Raw genomic sequence first — 24,666 nt, 5'->3', positions numbered from 1 at the left:
GAATTCATGTCGGACCAGCGGAAGAGCTCATTCGCGACCGTCAATCCCTGTACAGGGGAGACACTCGCCGAGTTTCCGACCCTTGAGGGTGAAGAGGTCGATTCCCGGCTCGAGACCGCGGGCCGGGCCTTCGACACCTGGCGGGAGCGGCCGATCGCGGATCGCGCCGCCGTCGTCGGACGTGCGGCCGAGATAATGAAGGAACGTAAAGAGGAGCTCGCTCAGACCATCACCCTGGAAATGGGCAAGCTCATTTCCGAGGCGCGCGGCGAGGTGGATCTGGCCGCGTCGATCCTGGAGTACTACGCGCGGCACGGGCCGGATTTCGCGGCCGCCGAGCCCCTCGACGTGGACGAGGGCGAGGCCTACCTCGTCAATGAGCCCCTGGGCGTTCTGCTGGGCGTGATGCCGTGGAACTTCCCGCTCTACCAGGTGGTCCGTTTCGCCGGCCCGAACCTGGTCCTGGGCAACACCGTGCTGGTCAAGCACGCCGGTATCTGCGCGCAGTCCGCGCTCGCCCTGGAATCCCTGTTCCGCGACGCAGGGGCCCCCGAGGGCGTCTACACGAACCTGTTCGTCAGCCACGAGGAGATCGAGCGCATCATCGACAGCCCCGTCGTGCGCGGGGCTTCCCTGACCGGCAGCGAGGGGGCCGGGGCCCAGGTCGCCGAGCGGGCCGGGCGGAACATGAAGCCCAGCCTGCTGGAGCTGGGCGGCAGCGACGTCTTCATCGTCCTGGACGGCGAAGGGCTCCGGCGCACCGTCAGCGCCGCGGTGGCGGGCCGGATGGCGAACACGGGCCAGAGCTGTGTGGCCTCGAAGCGCTTCATCGTGCTCGACAGCGTCTACGACGACTTCGTGGCCGGGATGCGCCGCGCGTTCGAGGAGCTGAGCCCGGGCGACCCCGCGGACGAGTCGACCACCCTCGGTCCGCTCTCCTCGGAGAAGGCGGCCGCGGACCTGGCCGACCAGATCCGTGAGACGGTCGAGCAGGGCGCGGAGCTGGTGACCGGCGGTCACCGCATCGACCGGCCGGGTGCCTTCGTCGAACCGACGATCCTCACCGGCGTGAAACCCGGCATGCGCGCCTACAGCGAAGAGCTCTTCGGGCCGGCCGCCGTGATCTACCGCGTTGCCGACGAGGACGAGGCCGTCGCGCTGGCCAACGACAGCCAGTACGGCCTCGGCGGCTCCGTGTTCTGCGCGGACGTCGAGCGCGGCCGCCGGGTCGCGGAGCGCGTGGAGACCGGCATGGTGTGGGTGAACCACCCCACCTCGACCCAGCCCGACCTGCCGTTCGGCGGCATCAAGCGCTCGGGCTACGGCCGGGAGCTCTCCAAGCTCGGCATGCAGGAGTTCGTGAACCGCAAGCTCGTCAGGGTCCTGCCGCCCGACGCCGAACTGCGCGGGATCGCCGGCTGAGGAGCACCTCCCCGGCGACCGCGCCCCACGCCCCCATCGACATCAGGAGTACAAAGTGACCGCAGTTCCCAACCTCACCCTCAACAACGGCCGCCAGATCCCGCAGCTCGGCTTCGGCACCTTCCAGATCCCGCCGGAGGAGACGCGGGAGACGACACTGACGGCGCTGAAGGCCGGCTACCGGCACATCGACACGGCCGAGATGTACGGCAACGAGAAGGGGGTCGGCGAAGCGGTCCGCGACTCCGGGATCGACCGCGCCGACATCTTCGTGACCAGCAAGCTCAACAACGACGCCCACGCGCGCGAGGACGCCCTCAAGGCGTTCGACACGACCATGGAGGAGCTGGGCCTCGAGTACCTCGATCTCTTCCTCATCCACTGGCCGCTGCCCGGCAAGGGCGACTTCGTGGAGACCTGGAAGGCTCTGGAGGAGATCTACCGCGAGGGCCGGGCCAGGTCCATCGGCGTCTCGAACTTCCAGCCCAATCACCTGAACCGGCTGCTGCAGAACACCGACGTGGTGCCCGCGGTCAACCAGATCGAGGTGCACCCCTATCTCACCCAGGACGACGTGAGGGCCTTCGGCGCCGAGCACGAGATCGCCACGGAGGCCTGGTCGCCGATCGCGCAGGGCAAGGTCCTCGACGACCCGACCATCAACCGCATCGCGCAGGCCGCCGGCAAGTCGCCCGCGCAGGTGACGCTGCGCTGGCACCTCCAGCGCGGGGACATCGTCTTCCCGAAGTCTTCGACCAAGAAGAGGATCGAGGAGAACTTCGACCTCTTCGACTTCGAGCTCAGCGAGGGCGACATCGGTGAGATCTCCGCGCTCGACCGCGGCGAGCGGACCGGCCCCGACCCGGACAGCTTCAACGGCTGAGCCGTCACAGAAGCCGAGAACGACCCTGGAAAGGCCCGGTCTGCGGACCGGGCCTTCCGCCTGTCCGGGGCGCCCGAAAATGTCCTGAAAAAGGCCCCCGACAGTGAGCCCACCCATAGGAGCCACGTCACATGCTAAGCGCGGTAGTAGTCCCGTGACCGCTTCGCCCGTGCCCTGAAGCCGTCCAGGTGCACCCCAAACGGACTTTCTTCGTAATGCGGTAGTACGTCACATTCTTGCGTCACCTTCCCTGCGCCGCTAACCCTTGCAGTCGTTCCGGTTTCGCCGAGACCACTCCGGCCGAACCCCCCACGTACCGCACAGGAGAGCAGCCCCGCATGTCGATCGCCCTGACGCAGACGACCGCCGACCGCGCCGCCCGCATCCGCAAGGTCTCCTTTTCCGGCATAGCCACCGTCGGCGCCGTCGCCGCGGCCCTCACGCTGGTGCCCTCGACCGCCCAGGCCGCCCCGCCGGCCGCGACGAGCGCCAAGACCACCAAGGCCGCCGCGACGACGACCCCCGCCCCGGCCGCGAAGAGCGCCGCACCGGCCGCGAAGACGTACCCGGACAACCTCGACGGCTGGATCCGCGAGTCCCTCGCGATCATGAAGGCCAAGGGCATCCCCGGTTCCTACGAGGGCCTGCACCGCAACATCATGCGTGAGTCCTCCGGCAACCCGAACGCCCAGAACAACTGGGACATCAACGCGCGCAACGGCATCCCCTCCAAGGGCCTGCTCCAGGTCATCCAGCCGACGTTCGACCGCTTCCACGTCTCCGGCACGGTGAACAGCCTGACCGACCCGGTCGCCAACATCACCGCGGCCGCCAACTACGCCGCCCACCGGTACGGCTCCATCGACAACGTGGACTCGGCGTACTGAGCACCCCGGCCGACGACGAAGGGCAGCGCATGCCGCACGAGAGCGGAGACGAGCACCAGGCGCAGGCGCAGGCGCCGGACGGCTCGGCGGTGCCCCCCTACGGGCCCGCGCGGGTACGCCGCGCACGGCGCAGGCCGCGAAGGAAAGCCCTGCGCTACGTCGCCTGGGGTGCCCTGGGACTGGTCCTGGCGGGCGCGGGCGGTACGGCGTACGCCTGGCAGCACCTCAACGGCAACATCAAGGGCACGGACGTGGACGCGGTCCTCGGCGACAACCGGCCCGGCGAGCAGCACGACGGCTCGATGAACATCCTCCTGCTCGGGTCCGACTCCCGGGCAGGCACCCACGGCCAGTACGGCACCGGCGTCGCCGGATCCCGTGCCGACACGGCGATGGTCCTGCACGTCGACAAGACCCACAAGAAGGCCTCGGTCGTCAGCATCCCGCGCGACACGATGGTCGAACGGCCCCGGTGCGCGACGGGCCACGGCGGTACGGCCCCGGCCGCGCACGAGGCCATGTTCAACTCGTCCTACCAGGTCGGCGGGCCCGCCTGCACGGTCAAGACCGTCGAGAAGATGTCGGGCCTGCGCATGGACCACTATCTCGAGGTCGACTTCAAGGGCTTCCAGAAGCTCATCGACGAACTCGGCGGCGTGGACGTCACCACCCACAAGGCCATCGACGACCCCAACAGCGGCCTCTCCCTCAAGCCCGGCGAACACACGCTCAAGGGCAAGCAGGCGCTCGCGCTCGTCCGCACCCGGCACGGCGTGGCGGACGGCAGCGACCTGGGCCGCATCCAGCTCCAGCAGGCCTTCATCAAGGCCCTCATCCAGCGTGCCGACACCGTCGACCCGCTCAGCCACCCGGGCAAGGCCTACGACCTGGCCGACACCGCGACCAAGACGATCAGCGCGGACTCCGGCCTGGCCTCCACCGACAAGCTCCTCGGCCTGGGCAAGGACCTCAAGGGCATCAGCCCCGGCTACACCGACATGGTCACCCTGCCGGTCACCTACGACGCCCAGGACTCCGGACGGGTCCTGCCGCTGGACAAGGCCTCCCACCGGGTCTGGACCGCGCTGCGCCACGACCGGCCCGTCCCCGAGTCCGCGACCCGGGACTCCGTGGCCGCCCGGACCGACTCGCCGGTGTCCGCCGCATCCTGACCCGGCACACCGCCACCCGCCTGCTAGAACGGATCCGAACTGGGTACGCGGGCCCGCAGAAGCGCCCTCTACTTCGTTGGGACGGTACGGATGCGCAGTGTCGGAGTGGAAGAGGAACTGCTCCTCGTCGACAGCGAGAGCGGTGAGGCACAAGCGCTGTCGCACGCGGTCCTCGCGAGGGCGGCGCGCGACAGCAACGGCGAGGACGACGCCTTCGAATCGGAACTCCACCGCCAGCAGCTGGAGTTCGCCACCAGCCCGCACAAGGACATGGAGAAGCTCGCCGCGGAGATCGTCCAATGGCGCGAGCAGGCCGCCCGGCACGCGGAGACCCTCGGCGCCGCGATCGCCGCGCTGGCCACCTCCCCGCTGCCGGTCAGCCCCACCGTCGGCACCGGCGACCGCTACCAGTGGCTCGAGGAACAGTTCGGCCTGACCACGCAGGAACAACTCACCTGCGGCTGCCACGTCCACGTCTACGTGGAGTCCGACGACGAGGGCGTGGCCGTACTCGACCGCATCCGGCCCTGGCTCTCCGTACTGCTCGCCCTGAGCGCCAACTCCCCGTTCTGGCAAGGGAAGGATTCCGGGTACAGCAGTTACCGCAGCCGGGTCTGGGGGCGCTGGCCGTCCGCGGGACCGGTGGATATCTTCGGCAGTCCCGTCGCGTACCACGAGCAGATCGACGCCATGGTCGCGACGGGCGCCCTGCGGGACGACGGCATGATCTACTTCGACGCCCGGCTCTCCGCCGCCCACCCGACCGTCGAGGTACGCGTCGCCGACGTCTGCCTCGAACCGTCCATGACGGTGCTCCTCGCCATGCTGGTGCGCGGCCTGGTCGAGACGGCGGCCCGGCAGTGGCGGGCCGGCGAGCCCCCGGCCGCGGTCCCGGTCACCCTGCTGCGTCTCGCCGGCTGGCGCGCGGGCCGCTCGGGCCTCGACGACCAGCTGGTCAGTCCCCTCCTCATGCGGCCCGTGCCGGCCCTCACCGCCGTGGAATCCCTCTTCGAGCACGTCCGGCCCGCCCTCGAGGACGCCGGCGACTACGACGAGGCCCGCTCCCTGCTCTCCCGGGTCCTGCGCGAAGGCAACGGCGCGCGGATCCAGCGGGAGATCCTCGCCCGCACCGGCAGCCTGCGCGACGTGGTCACCGAGTGCGTGCGGCGCACCGCGCGCGGTGTGTAGCCCAGGGCGGACTTCCTAGCCCAACCAGGTCACATCTGTGGCCAACCCTCCCTCGGCCGGTGCGCCGCGGGCTCGGCGCGGGCCGCCCGAAGGAGGGTTGGTGACCGGTGTGCGGCCGCCGGTGGGTCACCCTCGGCGCCGGACTGGTGCGCGAGCGAGGGAGACCACGATGCCGGAACTGTTCGTCGACGGGGAGTGGACCGGTGCCGTCCAGGGAGCGCGGCGGGACGTGGTCAACCCGTTCGACGCCTCCGTCATCCAGCAGGTCGACGACGCGGACGCGGCCGACGTCGACCTCGCCGTGGCCGCCGCGCGCCGGGCCTTCGACCGCGGCGGCTGGTCGGGGGCGCCCACCCGCGAACGCGCTGACGTGCTGCACGCGGTCGCGCGTCTTCTCCTGCGCGACCAGGAGGAGATGGCCCGCGTCGAGAGCCTCGACACCGGCAAGACGCTCGCCGAGGCCCGCATCGACATCGAGGACGTCTCGAACGCCTTCCGCTACTTCGCCGAGATCGCCGACAAGGACGGCGGCCGGGTCGTGGACGTCGGCCCCGACGTGCTGAGCCGCGTCACGTACCACCCCGTCGGCGTCTGCGCGCTCATCGCCCCCTGGAACTACCCGCTGCTCCAGGCCTCCTGGAAGATCGCCCCGGCGCTCGCCGCGGGCAACACCTTCGTCCTGAAGCCCAGTGAGACGACACCGCTCTCCACGATCCACATGATGCGGCTGATCGCCGAGGCGGGAGCGCCCGCCGGCGTCGCGAACCTCGTGCTCGGCCCGGGCGCCACCGTCGGCGCGGCGATGTCGGCGCACCCCGACGTCGACCTGGTCTCCTTCACCGGCGGACTGGCCACCGGCCGGCGGATCATGGAGGCCTGCGCCCCGGGGGTGAAGAACCTGGCGCTCGAACTGGGCGGCAAGAACCCCAACGTCGTCTTCGCCGACTGCGACTTCGACGCCGCTGTCGACCACACCCTCGAAGCCTCCTTCCTGCACTCGGGGCAGGTGTGCTCGGCCGGCTCCCGGCTCCTCGTCGAGGACTCCCTGCACGACGCCTTCGTGGAGAGACTGGCCGCCCGCGCGCGGACCATCCGGCTCGGCAACGGCCTGGACCCGGCGACCGAGAGCGGCCCCCTCAGCTCGGCCGAGCACCGGGCGAAGGTCGAGGCGTACCTGGAGGTCGCCCGCGACGAGGGTGCCCGCCTGGTCTGCGGCGGCGCCCGGCCCGACGCACCCGAGCTCTCCCGCGGCTTCTTCCTGCTGCCGACCGTCTACGCCGACTGCGACCGCTCCATGCGCATCGTGCGGGAAGAGGTGTTCGGCCCGGTCGTCACCGTCGAGCGGTTCCGCGACGAGGACGAGGCGGTGGAGCTGGCCAACGACACCCGCTACGGACTGGCGGGCGGCATCTGGACGAACGACGCGAGCCGCGCCCAGCGCGTCGCCGCCAAACTGCGGCACGGCACGGTCTGGATCAACGACTTCCACCCCTACGTGCCCCAGGCCGAATGGGGCGGTTTCGGCCGCTCCGGCTTCGGCCGCGAACTCGGACCCACCGGCCTGCGCGAGTACCAGGAGGCCAAGCACATCTACCAGAACCTGAACCCGGCCCCCTCCGGCTGGTTCAAGGGCTGACACACGTCGTGAGCGGATACGGCCCGAGCGGGCAGGCACGGCAAGAGAACGGGCGAGGCATGGACGACGAGACGACGACCTACGACTACGTGATCATCGGCGGCGGTACGGCCGGGTGCGTATTGGCGGCGCGGCTGAGCGAGGACCCGGCCTGCCGGGTGTGCGTGGTGGAGGGCGGCCCCAGCGATGTCGGCGACGACCGCATCCTCAAGCTCCGCAACTGGATCAACCTGCTCGGCTCCCAGTTCGACTACGGCTACACCACCGAGGAGCAGCCGCGCGGCAACTCGCACATCCTGCACTCCCGGGCCCGCGTGCTCGGCGGCTGCTCCTCGCACAACACGCTGATCAGCTTCCTGCCGTTCCCGCAGGACCTCGACGAGTGGGTGCAGGCGGGCTGCGCCGGCTGGGGACCGGAGACGATCCTGCCCTACCGGACGCGGCTGCGGAACACGATCGTGCCCGTCGGCGCCGCCGACCGGAACGCCATCGCCCAGGACTTCGTCACGGCCGCCGCCGGCCGGCTCGGCGTCCCCGTCGTCGAGGACTTCAACGCCCGTCCCTTCACCGACGGCGCCGGCTTCTTCTCCCTCGCCTACGACCCGGAGACGAACAACCGCTCCTCCGCCTCGGTCGCGTATCTGCATCCCGTCCTCGACCGGCCGAACCTGACGCTGCGTCTGGAGACCTGGGCCCACCGCCTGTTGCCCGACAGCGAGGGCCGCTTCACCCGCATCCAGGTCCGCAACCCCGACGGCTCCCACTCGACACTGGAGGCCGACGCGGAGGTGCTGCTGTGCGCGGGCGCGATCGACACGCCGCGCCTGCTCATGCTCTCCGGCATCGGACCCGCCGGCCACCTGCGCGACCTGGGCATCGAGGTCCGCGCGGACCTGCCCGGCGTCGGCGAGAACCTCCTCGACCACCCCGAATCGGTGATGGTGTGGGAGACCCGCGGCCCGCTGCCGCCCAACTCGGCGATGGACTCCGACGCCGGCCTCTTCCTGCGCCGCGACAGCGCGGGCGGCCCGCGCCCGGACCTTATGTTCCACTTCTACCAAGTGCCGTTCACGGTCAATACGGAGCGGCTCGGCTACCCCGTCCCCGAGCACGGCGTCTGCATGACCCCGAACGTGCCGCGCGCCCGCTCCGTCGGACGCATGTGGCTGCGCAGCGCGGACCCGGCGGTCAAACCGGCCCTGGACTTCCGCTACTTCACCGACCCGGAGGGCCACGACGAGCGCACGATCGTCGACGGCCTGCGCATCGCCCGCGAGGTGGCGGCGACCGCACCGCTGAACGACTGGCTGCTGCGCGAGGTCGCCCCCGGCCCGGACGTGACCTCGGACGCCGACCTGTCCGAGTACGGGCGCCGCGCCGCCCACACCGTCTACCACCCGGCGGGCACCTGCAAGATGGGCGCCGAGGACGACCCGATGGCGGTCGTCGACCCGCAGCTGCGGCTGCGCGGACACGACGGCCTGCGCATCGTGGACGCGTCGGTCTTCCCGACCATGCCGACCATCAACCCCATGGTCACCGTGCTGCTCGCCGCCGAACGCGCCGCGGACCTGATCAGCCCGGGGTCCGGCCGATGACCGTTCCCGTGACACCCGACGGCACCGCGGACGCGGGCAACGGCGCCGACGGCGAAGCCACGTCCGAGTTCCGCAAGGACATGGGCCCCTGGGCCAACTTCGCCCTCGGCTTCACCTACCTCTCGCCGGTCGTCAGCACCTACACCCTCTTCGGCACCGCGCTCGCCGACGGTGGCCCGCCGATGATCTGGGCCTTCGTCATGGCGGGCTGCGGACAGTTCCTCGTCGCCCTGGTCTTCGGCGAGGTCGTCGCGCAGTACCCGGTCGCCGGCGGCGTCTACCCGTGGGCGCGACGCCTGTGGGGCAAACGCTGGGCGTGGATGACCGGCTGGGTCTACATGTGGGCGCTGCTCGTGACCATCACCAGCGTCGCGTACGGCGCCGGACCCTACATCGCCATGCTGCTCGGGTTCCGCCCCACCGTGCACACCACCGTGCTGTGCACGATCGCGCTCATCGTCATCGCCGTGCTCATCAACTACGCCGGTACGAAGGCCCTTTCGTGGGCGGCGCTGATCGGATTCGGCGCGGAACTGATCGGCGCCCTCGTCGTCGGCATCATCCTGCTGGTCACGCACCGCTACCACGGCCTCGGTGTCCTCTTCGACGACTTCGGCACCTCCGGCGACGGCTCCTACCTGCCCGTCTTCCTCGGCGCGGCCATCATCGGCTTCTACCAGTACTACGGCTTCGAGGCCTGCGGCGACGTCGCCGAGGAGGTCAAGCACCCCGGCACGGTCATCCCCAAAGCGATGCGCCGCACCATCTACGTCGGCGGGGCGGCGGCCACCTTCACCTGCCTCACGCTGCTCCTCGCCGTCACCGACTACCAGGCCGTGATCTCCGGCAAGGACCCCGACCCGGTCGTCAGGATCCTCTTCGACGCGCTGGGCGAGGCCGGCGCCCGCATCGTCATGGCCGTCGTCCTCATCTCCTTCCTGTCCTGCACGATCAGCCTGCAGGCCGCCGCCGGCCGGCTGATCTACTCGTACGCCCGCGACGAAATGATCATCGGGCACCGGCTGCTGCGGAAGTTCTCGCCGTCCAGGGCGGTGCCCCAGTACGCGCTGCTGGTCGCCGCGGTCGTCCCGGTGCTGATCGCCTTCGGCTCGCTGATCTCGACGGACGCCCTGACCAAGATCGTGTCCTTCGCGATCCTCGGCATCTACGCCGCCTTCCAGATGGTCGTCCTGGCGGCGCTGCGGGCCCGCCTCAAGGGCTGGAAGCCGAGCGGCGAGTACCGGCTCGGCCGCTGGGGCCTGCTGGTCAACGCCGGAGCACTGGCCTACGGGATCTTCGCCATCGTCAACATCGCCTGGCCCCGCACCCCGGAGGCCGCCTGGTTCGACAACTGGATCGTCCTGCTCAGCGGCGGCGTCGTGGTCGCCGTAGGACTCCTGTACATGTTCGGCACCCACCATTACGGACGCGGCGACGCCCCCGCGGACAGTGCGGTGCCCGACCAGTAGAACCGTGAGGTGACCGCGGCGGCCCGGCTTCCCGGAGCCGGCGGGGGATGCTGTTGTCTACACTGCTGAGCGGACGGGCGGGACGGGGATCGGCCGGGGTGCACCGGACGGCGTCGTGTGCCGGGGGACCGCGCGCAGGGGGAGTCGTGCAGGCGATGGTGAACGGTGCGGATCTGCCGCCGCGGACAGGTGGGTACACCGTCGAGCGCGTGCTGGGCGCGGGCGGCATGGGGACGGTCTACCTCGCCCGGTCGCGGGGTGGCCGGGCGGTGGCGCTCAAGGTGGCCCGGCCCGAGCCGGCGGCCGACCCGCACTTCCGCGCACGGTTCCGCGCGGAGGTCGAGGCCGCCCGCAAGGTCGGCGGCTTCCATACGGCGCCGGTCGTGGACGCCGATCCCGACGCGGAGGCGCCCTGGCTCGCCACGGCGTACATCCCCGGGCCCGCGCTCGCCGAACTGATCGAGCGTCAAGGACCCATGGACGCGGGGTATCGGGCGCCGTCGACCTCGCCGCCCTGGGCCTGCTCGGGCGCCAGATATCCGGGGGTGCCGAAAGCCGCCCCGGGGGCGGTCAGCCGGGTGGACTCGACCGCCCGCGCTACCGGCACGCCCATGGGGCTGATGTACCGGATCGTCGTCAACGGCAAAGAGGTCCCGAACGACTTCAAGCCCGGCCGGGTCGAACGCCTCACCTACGACAGGAACGACTAGGCACATGGCGGACAAGAAGGTCACCGAGAGCCGGCCGGTCAGTCCTCAACAGGGCCCGGAGTCACGGAGGGTCGGCCGGCCGGGGCCTTCGGTGCTGCCGCCGCCACTGCGCGCGCACCTCGCGGTGATCGCGGCCCTCGCCGCGCTGGTCGTCGCCGTGGTCGGGGTCATGTACGCCGGCCACAGCGAGTCCGGCACGGTGGACAGGTGGTTCGTCCTGCCGACGGAGGACAGCGTGCGGCCGCCGTGGCGGCACGTCGCTCTGGCCATCGACTTCCTGGGAGAGCCCGCAGGAGCGGCATTACTGGTCGTTGCCGCCGTGGCGGTCTGCTTGTCGCTACGACGTCCGCGCGCGGCGGTGTTCGTCGTCGCCGGGCCCGGCGCCGCCGTGGTGGCGGCGACGCTGATCAAGTCCCTGGTGGGACGCACCATCCACGGCGCCGACAACCTGTCCTACCCGAGCGGGCACACCGCCTTCCTCACCGCGTTCGCCCTCACGGTCGCGCTGCTCGTGACCGGCCGGCCCGGCTTCGGCAGGGCCGCCGGTACCTCACTCGTACTCGCCGCGGCGCTGATCGCCGGGGTGGCCATGGGCTGGGCGCAGGTCGCTCTCAGCGCGCACTACCCGACCGATGCCCTCGGCGGCTGGTGCACGGCGCTGGCGCTGGTGCCGGCGACCGGATGGCTGATCGACCGGACGGCCGATCGCCTGCACAACTCCGGTCGTCGGCCGGGCTACTGACGTCCCGTCATGTCATGCCTGGCGGCGGAACACCGGCTTCACCGGCCGTCCGCCCAGCCAGGGGGTGGGATCGGCGGCGTCCAGGGCCTTCCGGTACACCGCGCAGGCCTGGGCCACCACCTCGACGGTGCGGTCGATGTCGGCGTCGTCGAGCGCGCTGCTCACGACGAACGACGGGGCGAGCACCCCGCCCGCGAGGAGTTGGCGCAGGAACAGGGTGCGGTACTCCTGCGACGGCCGCCCGTTCTCGTCGAGGGTGGCGAAGACCAGATTGCTGGCGCGGCCCCGGACGACGAGATGCTCGCCGACATCCATGCCGGCCGCGACAGAGCGGACACCGGCGGCCAACCGCTCGCCGAGCGCGTGCAGTTGCGCCGTGATGCCCTCCTCCACGTACGTGGTCTGCACGGCCATCGCCGCCGCCAGGGAGTGCGTCTCCGCGCCGTGCGTGGTGGAGAGCAGGAACACGCGGTCACCGCAGTGGCGGAGGCCGCCCCACTCCATCAGTTCGCGGCGCCCGGCAAGGGCGGAGACGGCGAACCCGTTGCCCAGCGCCTTGCCGAACGTGGAGAGGTCGGGGACGACGCCGTACAGGCCCTGCGCGCCCGCCTCGGACCAGCGCAGACCGGTGATCATCTCGTCGAAGACCAGGAGGCAGCCGTGCCGGTCGGCCAGCTCGCGCAGCCCGGCGAGGTACCCGGGCGGCGGCTCGGTGTGGGCGGCGGGTTCGAGGATCAGGCAGGCGACCTCGTCCTGGTACCGGGTGAGCAGCTCCTCCGTAGCGGCCAGATCCCCGTACGGGAACGCCACGGTCAGCTCGGTGGTGGCCGCCGGAATGCCGGCGGACATCGGCGTGGTGCCGATGAACCAGTCGTCGGTGGAGAAGAACGGATGGTCGCCGCAGAGGGCCACCCGCGGGCGCCCGGTGACGGCACGGGCCAGCCGCACCGCAGCCGTCGTGACGTCCGAGCCGTTCTTCGCGAACTTCACCATCTCCGCGGTCGGCACGGTGTCCAGGAAGCGTTCCGCCGCCTCGACCTCCATGATCGACGGGCGGACGAAGTTGCTGCCGCGGTCCAGCTCCCGCCGCACCGCCTCCAGCACGCGCGGATGGGCGTGGCCGAGGCTGACCGAGCGCAGACCGGAGCCGTACTCGATGTAGCGGTTGCCGTCGACGTCCCACACATGGGCGCCGCGGCCGTGGCTGATGACCGGGGCCAGGTCCTCGGGGTACTGGTCGTCGCCCTTGGCGTAGGTGTGCGCGCCGCCGGGGATCAGGGCGTGCAGCCGCTCGTTCGCCTGCCGCGACCGGGGGAGGCGGAACTCTTCGGTGTCCACGATGACGTCAGCTCTCTTTCTGCTTCAGTGCCTCGGCGAGGCTCGGCGCCTCCCGGTCCCGCTCGGACATCGAGGTGACCGGCAGCGGCCACGGAATGGCGAGCTCCGGGTCGTCGTAGCGAATCGTCACGTCCTCGGCCGGATCGTGCGGCCGGTCGATCCGGTACGAGGTGTCGGCGGTCTCGGTCAGCGCCTGGAAGCCGTGCGCGCAGCCCGCCGGGATGTACAGGGTCACCTGCGTCTCGCCCGACAACTCGAAGGACACCCAGTTGCGGTAGGTCGGCGAGTCCGGGCGCAGGTCCACGACGACGTCGAAGACCTTCCCGTACGAGCACCGCACGAGCTTGGCCTCGCCGGCTCCGGAGCGCAGATGCATCCCGCGCAGCACACCCCGGGCCGAGCGCGACAGGCTGTCCTGGATGAAGGTGTCCGGGTCCAGGCCCACCGAGCGGACCACATCGGCGTCGAAGGTGCGGCAGAAGAAGCCGCGCTCGTCGGCGTACGGCGTCGGCTCGAACAGGTACGCGCCGGCGATCGCCGGGACTTCGGTCGCTTTCATCGGGTCTCCCGCAGATCGTGGGCGTGGCTGGTGGTGCGTGCGGGGAACAGGGCCGAGGTCAACGCGGCGAACTGGCCCGCGAGTTGGTGGGTGGCGAGCTGATTCCGCTCGACGAGGGTCTGCCGCAGCTCCGCCGAGCGCTTCTCCAGCGCGCGGAACTGTTCGAGCAGTCGGTCGGCGTCGACCTCGCGCGCCGGATGGCAGTACGCGTCGAGCCCCATCCGGGCCATGAGCGCGTCGCTCTTGGCCGCGTAGCTGAGGGCGAGCGTCGGTGTGCCGGCTTTCAGCGCGCAGACCAGGTTGTGGTAGCGGGTCGCCACCACGGCGTCGGCCGCCGCCGTCTCCCGCATCAGGTCGGCGAGCGAGGAAGCCTGCGCGGCGGTGACCAGAGGGGAGTCCACCGCGTCGATGATCGCGGTGACCACCGGTACGTCGACCCCGTCGCCGGTGAGGAGGCGCACCGGCCTGCCGTCCTCGACCAGCGCGCGGACGAAACGGGTCACCCCGTCGAGATAACGCCGGTGGATCTCCTCGGCACGGGCGCGGTCGTCGTCGCCGCCGTGGAAGGCCATGACACCGACACAGACCGGGCCCGGCGCGTCCGTGGGCCCGCTCGGCGGCGGCGTCGGCAGGGCGAAGGCCAGGTCGGGATAGACCTCGTCGCGCGCGGTGTCGACACCCATCGCCCGCATCGCGTCGCGGGACAGGGTGTCCCGGTACGACCGATAGGCGGCCAGCCGCGCCGACCGGCGGACCAGCGCCCGGGTCGACCGGTTGCCGATCGCGGCGGCGCCGACACTGACCAGGGCAACCTTGGTGCCGAACAGCCGGCCGCTCGCGCAGAGCAGGAACAGCGCGTACGGGAAGCCCCACGGCCGCAGCGGCAGCGTGGCCTCCAGGACGCCCATGCCCGGCACGATCACCACGTCGTGCCGGCGTACCCAGGAGGCGGTGCGGAAGGCGTCGACGAGTTTGCCGAGGCCCTTGCCCGCGACCGCGCCCGCACGCGACGCGGTCCGGTACTCGCCGCGGTACCAGTGCAGCCGCGTCGCGGGAATCCCGTACCGGGCCTTCACCGCCTCGGGTCCGCCGCACAGCGCGTCCACGACCGCATCGGGATGCTCGGCGCGCAGGTAGCCGAGCACGGCCTCCAGCGAGCCGTCGTTGCCGAGGTTGCCGGAGCCGAGCAGGCCGAACACCCCGACGCGCACCGGGGTTTCGTTCACAGAGGTCATGTCTGCCTTCCCTCGCGTCCGGCGACCAGGTCGTCGACGGAGACAGTGAGCCTGGCCGGGTCGACCGGGGCGCGGTCCTCGACCCGCTCGCCGGTACCGGGCCGGGCCCGGCTGGTCATCCAGGCGGCCAGGTGGCGGTAGCAGGCACGCCGGTCGGCGGCGGACAACGGCGCACGCCGGATCGCGGAGACGAAGCCGAGGACGTACTCGGCGAGCAGCCGGGGCGTGGGGTGCAGCGCGCCCGCCCGGCGCGGGTCCAGATTGACGCACCGGGAGCGCTTGGAGGGGTTCGCCCGCTCCGCGCGGGTGGGGTGGTCGCGGCGGAAGTACAGCAGCTCCGGCACCTGGTGGAAGGGCCCGTGCAACCCGATCTCGGCGACGAACGTGCGGTCCGCGTGATGGTAGCTGTCGTGCGGCTTGACCCGGCGCAGCACGTCGGCCCGCATCACTCCGTAGAAGTCGTCGCCGCCGGGCTCGAAGAGCATGCTGCGGAAACGCTCGGGCGCGCGCGGGGAGTCGGTGGCCAGCGTGTACTCGTAGGGGACCTTCACCTGTCCGTCGCCGTCGATGACCGCCTGGTCGGCGTGGGCGAGGATCACGTCGGGGCGTTCGTCCAGCGCCTCGACGCAGCGCCGCAGCAGGTCCCGGGCGTACAGGTCGTCGTGCGAGGCCCACTTGAACAGTTCGCCGTGGCACTGGGTGAACACGTAGTTGTGGTTCGGCGCGGCGCCGATGTTCCGGGGCAGCCGCAGATAGCGGATGCGTGCGTCCTGCTCGGCGTACTTGCGGCAGATGTCCTGCGTCGCGTCGGTCGAGGCGTTGTCGGAGATGACCAGCTCGAAGTCCTCGTAGGTCTGGCCGAGCAGAGCGTCGAGGGACTCGGCGAGATACTCCTCGCCGTTGTAGACGGGCAGGCCGATGCTCAGCCGGGGATGGGCGGTCATGACGTCCTCACTTCGGAAAGGGGGTTCTGGTGGCGCTCGCGCAGGGCGGACCGCAGGTACAGCCACCACACGGCCGAGCCGGTGAGAGTCGCGGCGGCGACGCCCCAGGCCGAGCCGACCGTGCCGGCCACGGCCGCGCCGCCGAGTCCGCCGGTGACGTAGCAGACCGAGGCGATCAGCTGGCTGCGCAGGCTGCGCGGGGCCGCGCCGAGCGCGCGCAGGCCGGCCGCCGCGCCGGTGCCGAGGCCGGCGCCCGCGACGCCGAGCGTGACCGGCACGATGAGCTCGGAGGCGGAGCTCCAGACGCCGCCGAGGACGAGCTCGCCCGCTCGGTCCGGGAGAAGGAGCAGCGCCCCGCCCCAGAGCAGCGCGGCCACGGCCTGCCCACCGCCGAGCAGGAGACAGAAGCCGCCGAGGCGGTGCGGGGCCCGCCGCAGCACCCGCGCCGCCTCCGCGACGGTGACCAGCGAGAGCCCCATCAGCACGGCCATGAACGGGCCGAGCAGGAGTTCGGCGCCCCGGACCACGCCCACCGCGCTGACCCCGACGATCGCGCCGAGCCCGTACGCCCGCAGCTGGCTCGCGCCGCTGTTGGTGACGTTCTCGACCAAGTACCGGTAAGCGAGGTCGCGGTGGGTGCCCAGCCATTCGCGCGCACCGGTCACCTGGGGCCGGATGCCGGATTGGAAGCAGCCGTACACGGCGGCCACCGCGGCGGACGCGCCCCAGGCCAGCACGAACGCGGCCACACTGCCCACACGGGCCGCCACCACCATGGCCGGGACGAGCGCGACGCCCCACACGAGGTCGTTGACGAACGCCTTCCGCCCGGCCCCGGCGGCGAAGAACACGAACCGCCACGCGTCCTGGAGGAGCAGGCCCGGCAGGACGACGCCGAGGCAGGCGAACGCGGTCCCCACCTGGCCGCCGACCGCGAGCCCGAGCAGCAGGGACACCGCGCCGAGGGCGCCCCCGACGCACAGCGCGGTCCCCGACGAACGGGCCGCCGCCGCACGCCAGGAGGCGGTCGGCACCCCGCTGAAGCGGACCACGAGCGGGTCGGTGGCCACCCCGCGGGAGACGTTGAGCACCACGCCGTATGTCACCCAGGCCAGGCTGAAGACACCGAACGCGGCAAGACCCAGCGAGCGGGCCACGTAGATCCCCACCACGAAGTTGGAGATGCTGGAGGCCGCCTGGTCGGCCAGGCCCCAGGACAGCCGGCCCGCGACGGCCCGCCGCGCGGACCCGGCGGGCCGCGCGGTGGTCGTCGGGTTCTCCCCCTCGGTGGTCATCGGGTCACTCCTTGATCAGCCCGGCACCGTGCAGGGCGTCGGCCGCGACGGCGACGGTCTCGAACGGCAGCCCGGACCGCTCGGCGACGTCGAGGAGGCTGTGCTCCCCGTCGGAGAGGTTCAGCACCCACAACATGGCCATCTGGGCCTGCTTCGCGTCGCTGCGGCCGCCGAGGGACTCGTACAACCCCCGCCGTCCCAACTGTGGTTCGCCGTAGGGGCTGAGGTTGAGATAGCTCCGGTTGCGGTCGAGCACGGCGAACGCCTCACGGCAGACCGCGAGGGTGTCCGCCATGGCCTCGGGGGAGACGAAGTCCAGGTCGTCCGCCGAGGTGTGGTACTCGGGATAGCCCGCGTACGGGGTCCGGGTGAGCGAGCCCACGCCGAGGTCGAACCCGGGTGAACAGTACTGGCGCTCGTCGTAGCCGTACGGAGTGAACTCGGCTACCCGGTGCGGACGTTCGGAGGCGGCCAGCACGTGCCGCATCACCCGGTCGATCTCCGCGGCCCCCCGCCTGCTCTGCTTGTACGTCACCTGGCCCGAGTCACCGGCGCAGGCCAGCACGACGCCGTGCTTCACCTTCTCCACCCGCTCCTTGTTGCGGGCCAGCCAGGTGATCGCGCCGATGGTGCCGGGCGCGAAGATGAACCGGTAGGTGTAGTACGGCGTCCGCTCGGCCAACTCCTTGGCCAGGAACGTCGCCACCGCGATACCCGCCAGATTGTCGTTGGCCAGCGACGGGTGGCAGGTGTGGCAGGAGACGATCACCTCGTCGGCGACCTGCCCGGGGACCACATGCTCCGCGTAGGTGAGGTGGCCGTCCTCCAGAGTGGAGTCGATGCGCACCTCGTACTCGCCGTCCGGCAGCGCGTCCAGGGTCTTCTGCGCCAGGCAGAAGCCCCATTGCGGCTGGTAGTAACTGGTGCGGTACGGCACCAGGGACGGCTGCTCCGGCAGCGTGTGCAGGTGTGCGCGCAGCTCCGACAGCGGCATGGTCGCCGACACCGGCACGCTGTAGCCGAGCACGTGCAGGCTGGACGCGGCGAAGTCGACGACGCGGTTGCCCGCGCTGTCGGCGACGTACGCGTCCCGGATGTTCCACTCCTGCGGCACCGTCCAGTCGAGCACCTGCGTCCCGGTGGGCACCTCGTGCACCTGGAGCGGAAGGTGCTCGCCGACGATGTCCAGGGTGGCGCGCACCCCGTCCCCCGTGATGCTCCGGCAGAGCGGGTACAGCCGCTCCACCAGAGTGTGCATCTCCTCGCCGACCGTGGTCACCGGCGCCACCGCAGGGTGGAGTCGACGGTGCCCGCCTCGGACGCCGAACGCAGGACGGCGAGGCGGGTGAAGCGCCGCTCGAAGGTCTCCCGCGTGAGGCCGAACTGCCGGTAGGCGTCGGCGAGTTCGAGTGCGCCCCGCTTCACCGTCCACTCGCAGTCGAAGCCGGGGATCGCGGCGCGGAACCGGGAGAAGTCCACCCGGTAGGAGCGCGGATCGGCACCGTTCTCCCCGGTGATGTTCACCTTCGAGCCGGACACCGCCTCGGCGACCTGCCCGGCGATCTCGGCGACCGTGACGTTGTTGAACTCGCTGCCGATGTTGAACGCCCGGTCGTGCACCGCGTCGCGCGGCGCGGTCAGCGCGGCTGCGAAGGCCTGGGCGATGTCGGCGGCGTGCACCAGCGGACGCCAGGGTGTGCCGTCGGAGAGCACGAGCACCTCGCCGGAGAGCAGCGCGTGGCCCACCAGGTTGTTCAGCACGATGTCGGCGCGCAGCCTGGGGGAGTAGCCGAACGCGGTGGCGTTGCGCATGTACACCGGGCTGAAGTCGTCGTCGGCCAGTGCGTGCAGATCGTCCTCCACGCGCACCTTGGACTCCGCGTACGGCGTCACGGGGCGCAGCGGGGCGTCCTCGGCGACCAGGTCGTCACCGCCGGCGGCGCCGTAGACCGAGCATGTCGACGCGTACAGGAAGCGCCGCACGCCTGCCTCTCGGGCAAGCTTGGCGAGTCGTACGGACGCGTGGTGGTTGATGTCGTAGGTGAGCTCGGGCGCCAGCGATCCCAGCGGGTCGTTGGAGAGCGCGGCCAGGTGGATCACGGCGTCCACCCCCGCCACGTGTTCGGCCGTGACGTCGCGCAGGTCCACCCGGTGCCCCGAGGGGTCCGCGGGCGGCGGGCCGAGGACGCAGTCGGCGAACAGGCCGGCGTCGAGGCCGACGACCTCGTGTCCGGCGGCTGTGAGTACCGGGGCCATGACGGTGCCCAGGTAGCCCTGGTGCCCGGTGAGCAGTACGCGCAAGGTTCATTCCCCCATGTCGAAAGTGCCGAGATCGAGCGTGAGTTTGGCGACGGCGAACGCCTCGGCGTAGCGGGCGTGGCATTCGATGCCGCGGATGCGGGCGAGGCCGAGGAAGGCCTCGCGGTCGTACCAGGGACGGTGGCGCTGCGAGGCGTAGTGCTCCTGGAGCAGCGTCACCTTCTGCTCGGCGGTCTTGGGCGACAGCGGCTGGTAGGCCGCCATCCGGCCGAGATCGCCGTCCCATTTGACGATCTCGTAGCCGAGTACGAGGTGGTCGCGGAAGGCGGTCGTCATCAGCTGCGCCAGGCCGCGGTGGTCCTGGTGCGCGTCGTCGGTGCGCGGAGCGAGGACGAGATCGGGCTCGGTCCGCTCGCGCAGCTCCTCGACGGCGGCCTTGGCCTCCTCCCACTGCGCGGGCAGCCGCCCGTCCGCCAGCTTGAGCACGGTCAGGCGCAGATCGGCGCCCGGGCAGAACGCGGCGAGCGCGGCCTGCTCCTCCTGCTCCCGCTCGCTGCCGCCGCCGGTGAGCACCAGCACGTCGACGCGGAGGCCCGGATGCGCCTGACAGAGCGTCAGCAGCGTGCCGCCCGCGCCGATGGCGACGTCGTCGCAGTGCGCGCCGACCGCGACGATCCTCTCCAGGGGTCCGGCCCCGAGCCGGATCACGCTCTCACCCCGGCGTCGTCCCGCTCCCACACGGCCCACGGGCGGTCGCCCCGGGTGTAGGCGTCGTCGAGCGCGGCCCGCTCCTTGACGGTGTCGGTCGGCTTCCAGAAACCGCGGTGCTGATGGGCCAGCAGCCGACCGCTCTTGGCCAGCCCGGCGCAGCCGTCGGCGACCAGGTCCCCGCCCTCGGGGATGTGGTCGAAGACCTCCTGGCGGAGCACGAAGTAGCCGCCGTTCTCCCACAGCGGCATGTCGCTCACCGCGGTGATGCCGCCCACCAGGCTGTCCTCTCCCAGCTCCACGCAGTGGAACGAGGACTGCGGCGGCACGACCATCATCGACGCGCCGGCGTCACGCGCGGCGAACCGGTCGACCATCTCGTCCAGCGGGGCGTCGGTGAGCACGTCGGCGTAGTTGGCGAGGAACATCTCGTCGCCGTCCAGGTGGTGGCGCACCCGGCGCAGCCGCTCCCCGATCGGCGACTCGATGCCGGTCTGCGCGAACGTGATCGTCCAGTCGGCTATGTCGGTGGAGAGGAGCTCGGTCCGCCCGCCGCGCAGCACGAAGTCGTTGGACGTCGTCTCCTCGTAGTTGAGGAAGAAGTTCTTGATGTGGTGGGCGCCGTAGCCCAGGCACAGGATGAACTCCTTGTGCCCGAAGTGCGCGTAGTAGCGCATGACATGCCAGATCAGCGGCCTCGGACCGACCATGGCCATCGGCTTGGGCACATCGTCGGAGGCTCCGCTGCGCATCCGCATCCCGTAACCGCCGCAGAACAGTACGACCTTCATGCTGTGCCCTCTCGCGACGCGGACTCGACAATGCTCAGTTCCGGAATGGGGAAGACCAGACGGCCGCCCCAGGCATGCACGAAGGACAGCTGCTCGACGAGCTCGGTCCGCAGGTTCCAGGGGAGGATCAGCACGTAGTCCGGCCGGTCGATGCTGATCTGCTCCGGGGACAGGATCGGGATACGGGTGCCCGGGGTGTACCTGCCGTGCTTGTAGGGGTTGCGGTCGACCGTGTACGGGAGCAGGTCGGGCCGGATGCCGCAGTGGTTGAGCAGGGTGTTGCCCTTGCCCGGGGCGCCGTAGCCGACGACCGTTTCACCTTCCTCGGCCGCGGTGATGAGGAACTTCAGGAGGTCCCGGCGCACCTTGGCCACCCGGGCGGAGAACTCGGTGTACCCGGACAGCTCCTGCAGTCCGGCAGCCTTCTCCTTGGCGAGCACGTCGGCGACCTGCTCGCTCGGCTCGCCGGCCACCTCGGCGGGCCGGGCCCACAGCCGGATGGAACCGCCGTGCGTGGGCAGCAACTCGACGTCCACGAGCGTGAGTCCACCGCTCGCGAGGGCGCGGATCGCGGACGCGACCGTGTAGTACTGGAAGTGCTCGTGGTAGATCGTGTCGTACTGGTTCTCCTCGATCAGGGTCAGCAGGTGCTGCACCTCGATGGAGACCCAGCCGTCGTCGGCGACCAGGGCGCGCAGGCCCTGGGTGAACCCGACCACGTCAGGAATGTGCGCGTACACGTTGTTGGCGACGACCAGATCGGCCGGGCCGTGCTCGGTGCGGACGGCCGCGCCGGTCTCCGGGGACAGGAACTCCGTGAGCGTGGGCACCCCCGCCTCCCGCGCCGCGGCGCCCACGTTCACCGACGGCTCGATGCCCAGGCAGCGGATCCCGCGGCCCACCACGTGCTGGAGCAGATACCCGTCGTTGCTCGCGACCTCGACGACGAAGCCGCCCGGGCCGAGCCCCACCCGCTCCGTGGCGTCGGCGACGAACGTGCGCGCGTGCTCCACCCAGGAGGTCGAGAAGGAGGAGAAGTACGCGTACTCGCTGAACGTGTCCTCCGGCGTGATCAGCGGAGGGATCTGCGCGAGCCAGCAGTCGGTGCAGACCCGCAGATGCAGCGGGTAGGCCGGTTCGGCCAGGTCCAGTTGGTCCGCCGCGAGAAAGCTCTCGCACGGCGGGGTCGCCCCCAGGTCGACGACGCTCGCCATCGCTTCCGAGCCGCAGAGTCGGCATCTTGTCATCTGGTTCCCCCCACATTTCTGCTCGCGCGGGCAGCCCGCCGCGAGCCTGTACTTTTTCCCCCTGCGGGCGGCGCGCTGTCCGCGCCGCCGGACCGCACCGCGATCGCGGTGCGGTAGCCCTCCACCAGCCGCGTCAGACCGACGGCCGGGCTGAAGTCCCGGTCGTAGCGGCCCCGGGCGGCCCGGCCCATCTCCTGGTTGCGGTCCGCATCGGCCGCGATCCGGCGCAGACAGGACGCGAGCGAGGCCGCGTCGCCCGGCTGGTGCAGCAGTCCGGTGACCCCCTCCTCGACGAGTTCGACGAAGGAGCCGTGACCGGCCGCGACGGACGGCACCCCCGCCGCCATCGCCTCCGCGACCACCAGACCGAACGTCTCCCGGGCCATCGAAGGAGCCACCACGGCGACCGAACGCGAGACGGCCTCCCTGCACTGCGCCGGGTCGTACAGGCCGACGAAGCGCACATCGTCGCGGCCCGCCGCCCAGGCCCGCACCTCGGACTCCAGCGGCCCCCCTCCCGCGATCACGAGCGGGACGCCCACCCCGCCCCGGGCGGCGAGTTCGTCCCACGCGGTCATGAGCAGCCGTACGCCCTTGGGCTCCGCGAGCCGGCCGAGATAGAGCAGGTGCTCGCCCGCGCCGGTGCGGCAGACGCCCGGATCGGGCACGAAGTTGTGCTTCACCACCAGCCGCTCGGCCGGCATCCCGGACCGCACCAGCACGTCGCGCTGCGCCGCCGAGATGCAGAAGAACCGCTCCACGCCCGACCACCACCGCCGCCGGTTGACCGACAGGCTGACCGCCAGCGGCACCGTCGCGAGGCGGGAGTCGCGGTAGCAGCCGTGCCGGACGGCGGGCAGCGACAACGTCGAACCGACGCACTCGGTGCACGGCCGGCCGTCGCGGTGCAGCGTGCCGGGCGGACAGACCTGGGTGTAGTTGTGCAGCGTGGCGACGACGGGCACCCCCGCGTCGGCGCAGGCGGCCAGGACCGCGGGCGAAAGCAGCGGGAAGACGTTGTGGACGTGCACCACGTCGGGGCGCACGGCACGGAGGCGGGCGGCGAGCTGCGAGCGGACCGCAGGATTCCACGGCACGAGCAACGGCACCGCCGCCTTGGCGGGCAGGGACCGCGCGGCGATGTCGTCGCTGCGCCGCTCGAACACCTCGACCCGGTGGCCGGCCGCGCGCAGCAGCTCGACCTCTTCGTCGACGACCCTGTTCTCCCCGCTCGGCTGCGCCGAGGAGTAGCGGTTGTGCACCACGAGGACATGCATGGTCAGATCACCTCCGTTCCTGGGCCCAGCGCGGAACACGCCGTCTGGGGACATCGGTCGTCAAAGGGGGCGTGGCCGCGGCCGGGGCCGCCAACAGCGAGGCGGCCAGGGCCAGATGCAGCAGATACGGCGAGGCGTCGCCGAGGCCCGCCTCGGTGTACGACGAGATCGCGACGTAGCTGATCAGGAAGATCGCGCAGGCCCTCGGCACCGACGGCGGACGCAGCAGTGCGACGCCGCCGAGCACGAGGATGACCGCCGCCACCAGGGCGACACCGATCAGCCCCTGCTCGTTGTAGACGGCCAGCCAGCTGTTGTCGATCGGCAGCCCGCCGAACGACTTGTCGCCCAGGCCCATCCCGAACAACTGCTCCGCGCTCGTCCGGGGCGCCGCGAGCAGGGCGTCCCAGACCTTCGCCCGGCCGGTGAGGTTGGAGAAGTTCTCCTTGCTCTGGCCGCGCAGGAACCACGCCTGCAGCGCGGAGGCGAACACCGCCGCGGCCACCACGGCGCACAGCACCGCCCAGGAGAAGAACCGGCGGGCGGCGGCGCTGGTCAGCACGAGCGAGCCGATCGCAAGGACCAGGCCGATGAGCAGGCCGAGAGTGGCCGTACGGGTATGGGTCATCGCGAGCAGGACGAGCGAGGGCACCATGACGACCGTCGCACTGGTCCGGTCGATGAGGCGCCCGATCGCGAGCAGCACCGTGAGCCCGATGATCACCGCCGCGTACTGCCCGATCTGCGGCGGGGTGAGCGGCCACAGCGCGCCGACGAGACGCCCGCCGTAGTACTCGGGCATGGCCGTGCCCGGCGAGACGACGAGGCCGGCGGCGACCGACCCGAGCACCACGAAGTACACCCGGATATGCGTGCGGACGAACGTGAAGCTCCCGTCCCACCAGCGGGTGAGCAGCCACAGCGTGCCGACGAAGAGAGCCAGCCGGGAGCAGCGGAACAGCGCGCCGAACCCGACCTCGAGACCCAGGCTGGAGATCACGCTCGGCACCAGCAGCAGCGTGAGCAGCAGGACGAACGCGCTGGGCCGGATGCGCAGCCGCAGATTGAGCGCGAGCGCCAGCGCGAACGCGGCGCCCAGCGCGCCCATCGTGACCAGCTGGATGAGGGAGCGGGGCAGCGGGACGATGGTCTTCGCCCCGGCGGAGCCGAGCGTGTTGAGGATCAGCAGCCCCCACACGACGCCGACGAGCTTCGGTGTGCCGGCCGGGCGCTGTGCGGTTCCCGGCCGCTTGACCGCCGTGTCCGCTTCGCCCGGCAGCCCACCGCGCCGCAGGTCCCACGCCAT

At 71.3% G+C, this 24,666-nt stretch carries 21 protein-coding genes and 1 pseudogene; 10 read left to right on the top strand and 12 right to left on the bottom strand.

The annotated features are described in order from the left end of the window. The first annotated feature begins 6 nt into the window (after nt 1-6). From ABD366_RS07140 to ABD366_RS07095, 10 genes and pseudogenes are all read left to right on the top strand, one after another. Nucleotides 7-1,422: an NAD-dependent succinate-semialdehyde dehydrogenase gene (locus tag ABD366_RS07140; protein WP_324771641.1), complete on the top strand. Its 1,416-nt coding sequence runs from the start codon at nt 7-9 to the stop codon at nt 1,420-1,422. A gap of 55 nt (nt 1,423-1,477) precedes the next feature. Further along, complete coding sequence (locus tag ABD366_RS07135; protein ID WP_324771640.1) at nt 1,478-2,305, top strand: aldo/keto reductase; 828 nt, start codon at nt 1,478-1,480, stop codon at nt 2,303-2,305. A 338-nt stretch (nt 2,306-2,643) separates the two neighbouring features. Next, a complete protein-coding gene (locus ABD366_RS07130; RefSeq protein WP_324771639.1) occupies nt 2,644-3,192 on the top strand; it encodes a transglycosylase SLT domain-containing protein in 549 nt (182 codons plus the stop codon). Between the two features lie 29 nt (nt 3,193-3,221). Next, a complete protein-coding gene (locus ABD366_RS07125) occupies nt 3,222-4,364 on the top strand; it encodes an LCP family protein (RefSeq protein ID WP_324771638.1) in 1,143 nt (380 codons plus the stop codon). A 90-nt stretch (nt 4,365-4,454) separates the two neighbouring features. Beyond that, nucleotides 4,455-5,552, top strand: a complete 1,098-nt coding sequence (locus tag ABD366_RS07120) for a glutamate--cysteine ligase 2 (RefSeq protein WP_324771637.1) — start codon at nt 4,455-4,457, stop codon at nt 5,550-5,552. 169 nt (nt 5,553-5,721) lie between these two features. Beyond that, complete coding sequence (locus tag ABD366_RS07115) at nt 5,722-7,188, top strand: aldehyde dehydrogenase family protein (protein WP_324771636.1); 1,467 nt, start codon at nt 5,722-5,724, stop codon at nt 7,186-7,188. A 59-nt stretch (nt 7,189-7,247) separates the two neighbouring features. Next, on the top strand, nt 7,248-8,786 hold the full coding sequence (locus ABD366_RS07110; protein ID WP_324771635.1) for a GMC family oxidoreductase: 1,539 nt from the start codon (nt 7,248-7,250) through the stop codon (nt 8,784-8,786). Then, nucleotides 8,783-10,255, top strand: coding sequence for an APC family permease (locus ABD366_RS07105; protein WP_324771634.1), 1,473 nt, complete (start codon nt 8,783-8,785; stop codon nt 10,253-10,255). The genes ABD366_RS07110 and ABD366_RS07105 overlap by 4 nt, the downstream gene beginning before the upstream one ends. A 155-nt stretch (nt 10,256-10,410) precedes the next feature. Then, nucleotides 10,411-10,737 (top strand): annotated as a pseudogene (locus ABD366_RS07100) (protein kinase family protein); the annotation flags it as partial. 232 nt (nt 10,738-10,969) lie between these two features. Further along, nucleotides 10,970-11,707, top strand: coding sequence for a phosphatase PAP2 family protein (locus ABD366_RS07095; RefSeq protein WP_324771633.1), 738 nt, complete (start codon nt 10,970-10,972; stop codon nt 11,705-11,707). Nucleotides 11,708-11,719: 12 nt separating this feature from the next. Here ABD366_RS07095 and ABD366_RS07090 read toward each other — a convergent pair whose 3' ends face one another. Genes ABD366_RS07090 through ABD366_RS07035 form a run of 12 tightly spaced genes read right to left on the bottom strand, consistent with a single transcriptional unit; the run spans nt 11,720 to nt 24,666 of the window. Further along, the gene (locus ABD366_RS07090; RefSeq protein WP_324771632.1) at nt 11,720-13,045 is read right to left on the bottom strand and encodes a glutamate-1-semialdehyde 2,1-aminomutase; all 1,326 of its coding nucleotides are present in this window, start codon (nt 13,043-13,045) and stop codon (nt 11,720-11,722) included. A 7-nt stretch (nt 13,046-13,052) separates the two neighbouring features. Continuing rightward, entirely contained in the window at nt 13,053-13,604 is a 552-nt protein-coding gene (rfbC, locus tag ABD366_RS07085; protein WP_324771631.1) for a dTDP-4-dehydrorhamnose 3,5-epimerase, read from the bottom strand. Continuing rightward, on the bottom strand, nt 13,601-14,839 hold the full coding sequence (locus tag ABD366_RS07080; RefSeq protein ID WP_324771630.1) for a polysaccharide pyruvyl transferase family protein: 1,239 nt from the start codon (nt 14,837-14,839) through the stop codon (nt 13,601-13,603). Before ABD366_RS07080 ends, rfbC begins: the two co-directional genes overlap by 4 nt. Then, nucleotides 14,836-15,783, bottom strand: a complete 948-nt coding sequence (locus ABD366_RS07075; protein WP_324771629.1) for a glycosyltransferase family 2 protein — start codon at nt 15,781-15,783, stop codon at nt 14,836-14,838. The genes ABD366_RS07080 and ABD366_RS07075 overlap by 4 nt, the downstream gene beginning before the upstream one ends. Beyond that, the gene (locus tag ABD366_RS07070) at nt 15,780-17,078 is read right to left on the bottom strand and encodes an MATE family efflux transporter (protein ID WP_324771628.1); all 1,299 of its coding nucleotides are present in this window, start codon (nt 17,076-17,078) and stop codon (nt 15,780-15,782) included. Before ABD366_RS07070 ends, ABD366_RS07075 begins: the two co-directional genes overlap by 4 nt. 4 nt (nt 17,079-17,082) lie before the next feature. Further along, nucleotides 17,083-18,366 (bottom strand): DUF4910 domain-containing protein, encoded by a 1,284-nt coding sequence (locus tag ABD366_RS07065; RefSeq protein ID WP_324771627.1) that lies wholly within the window; start codon nt 18,364-18,366, stop codon nt 17,083-17,085. Then, on the bottom strand, nt 18,354-19,379 hold the full coding sequence (locus ABD366_RS07060; RefSeq protein ID WP_324771626.1) for an NAD-dependent epimerase/dehydratase family protein: 1,026 nt from the start codon (nt 19,377-19,379) through the stop codon (nt 18,354-18,356). Before ABD366_RS07060 ends, ABD366_RS07065 begins: the two co-directional genes overlap by 13 nt. Nucleotides 19,380-19,382: 3 nt before the next feature. Then, nucleotides 19,383-20,045 carry a PIG-L deacetylase family protein gene (locus ABD366_RS07055; RefSeq protein ID WP_324771625.1) on the bottom strand — a complete coding sequence of 221 codons (663 nt, stop codon included), beginning with the start codon at nt 20,043-20,045 and terminating at the stop codon, nt 19,383-19,385. After that, the gene (locus tag ABD366_RS07050; protein WP_324771624.1) at nt 20,042-20,836 is read right to left on the bottom strand and encodes a glycosyltransferase family protein; all 795 of its coding nucleotides are present in this window, start codon (nt 20,834-20,836) and stop codon (nt 20,042-20,044) included. The genes ABD366_RS07055 and ABD366_RS07050 overlap by 4 nt, the downstream gene beginning before the upstream one ends. Next, complete coding sequence (locus ABD366_RS07045; RefSeq protein ID WP_324771623.1) at nt 20,833-22,083, bottom strand: class I SAM-dependent methyltransferase; 1,251 nt, start codon at nt 22,081-22,083, stop codon at nt 20,833-20,835. The genes ABD366_RS07050 and ABD366_RS07045 overlap by 4 nt, the downstream gene beginning before the upstream one ends. Beyond that, nucleotides 22,080-23,360, bottom strand: a complete 1,281-nt coding sequence (locus ABD366_RS07040) for a glycosyltransferase (protein ID WP_324771622.1) — start codon at nt 23,358-23,360, stop codon at nt 22,080-22,082. Before ABD366_RS07040 ends, ABD366_RS07045 begins: the two co-directional genes overlap by 4 nt. Nucleotides 23,361-23,367: 7 nt before the next feature. Continuing rightward, nucleotides 23,368-24,666, bottom strand: coding sequence for an O-antigen ligase domain-containing protein (locus ABD366_RS07035; RefSeq protein WP_324771621.1), 1,299 nt, complete (start codon nt 24,664-24,666; stop codon nt 23,368-23,370).

This window comes from Streptomyces kunmingensis, from assembly GCF_039533535.1.
In the GTDB taxonomy this organism is placed as follows: Bacteria; Actinomycetota; Actinomycetes; order Streptomycetales; family Streptomycetaceae; genus Streptomyces; species Streptomyces kunmingensis.
Note: the sequence above shows the minus strand (reverse complement) of the source record. Positions and strands in the feature narration are given on the sequence as shown.

Coding starts and splice junctions, on each gene's coding strand:
- ABD366_RS07115 (WP_324771636.1), top strand. CDS start 5,722: ATGCCGGAACTGTTCGTCGACGGGGAGTGGACCGGTGCCGTCCAGGGA.
- ABD366_RS07130 (WP_324771639.1), top strand. CDS start 2,644: ATGTCGATCGCCCTGACGCAGACGACCGCCGACCGCGCCGCCCGCATC.
- ABD366_RS07080 (WP_324771630.1), bottom strand. CDS start 14,839: ATGACCTCTGTGAACGAAACCCCGGTGCGCGTCGGGGTGTTCGGCCTG.
- ABD366_RS07140 (WP_324771641.1), top strand. CDS start 7: ATGTCGGACCAGCGGAAGAGCTCATTCGCGACCGTCAATCCCTGTACA.
- ABD366_RS07095 (WP_324771633.1), top strand. CDS start 10,970: ATGGCGGACAAGAAGGTCACCGAGAGCCGGCCGGTCAGTCCTCAACAG.
- ABD366_RS07125 (WP_324771638.1), top strand. CDS start 3,222: ATGCCGCACGAGAGCGGAGACGAGCACCAGGCGCAGGCGCAGGCGCCG.
- ABD366_RS07070 (WP_324771628.1), bottom strand. CDS start 17,078: ATGACCACCGAGGGGGAGAACCCGACGACCACCGCGCGGCCCGCCGGG.
- ABD366_RS07040 (WP_324771622.1), bottom strand. CDS start 23,360: ATGCATGTCCTCGTGGTGCACAACCGCTACTCCTCGGCGCAGCCGAGC.
- ABD366_RS07110 (WP_324771635.1), top strand. CDS start 7,248: ATGGACGACGAGACGACGACCTACGACTACGTGATCATCGGCGGCGGT.
- ABD366_RS07120 (WP_324771637.1), top strand. CDS start 4,455: ATGCGCAGTGTCGGAGTGGAAGAGGAACTGCTCCTCGTCGACAGCGAG.
- rfbC (WP_324771631.1), bottom strand. CDS start 13,604: ATGAAAGCGACCGAAGTCCCGGCGATCGCCGGCGCGTACCTGTTCGAG.
- ABD366_RS07075 (WP_324771629.1), bottom strand. CDS start 15,783: ATGACCGCCCATCCCCGGCTGAGCATCGGCCTGCCCGTCTACAACGGC.
- ABD366_RS07035 (WP_324771621.1), bottom strand. CDS start 24,666: ATGGCGTGGGACCTGCGGCGCGGTGGGCTGCCGGGCGAAGCGGACACG.
- ABD366_RS07050 (WP_324771624.1), bottom strand. CDS start 20,836: ATGAAGGTCGTACTGTTCTGCGGCGGTTACGGGATGCGGATGCGCAGC.
- ABD366_RS07105 (WP_324771634.1), top strand. CDS start 8,783: ATGACCGTTCCCGTGACACCCGACGGCACCGCGGACGCGGGCAACGGC.
- ABD366_RS07045 (WP_324771623.1), bottom strand. CDS start 22,083: ATGACAAGATGCCGACTCTGCGGCTCGGAAGCGATGGCGAGCGTCGTC.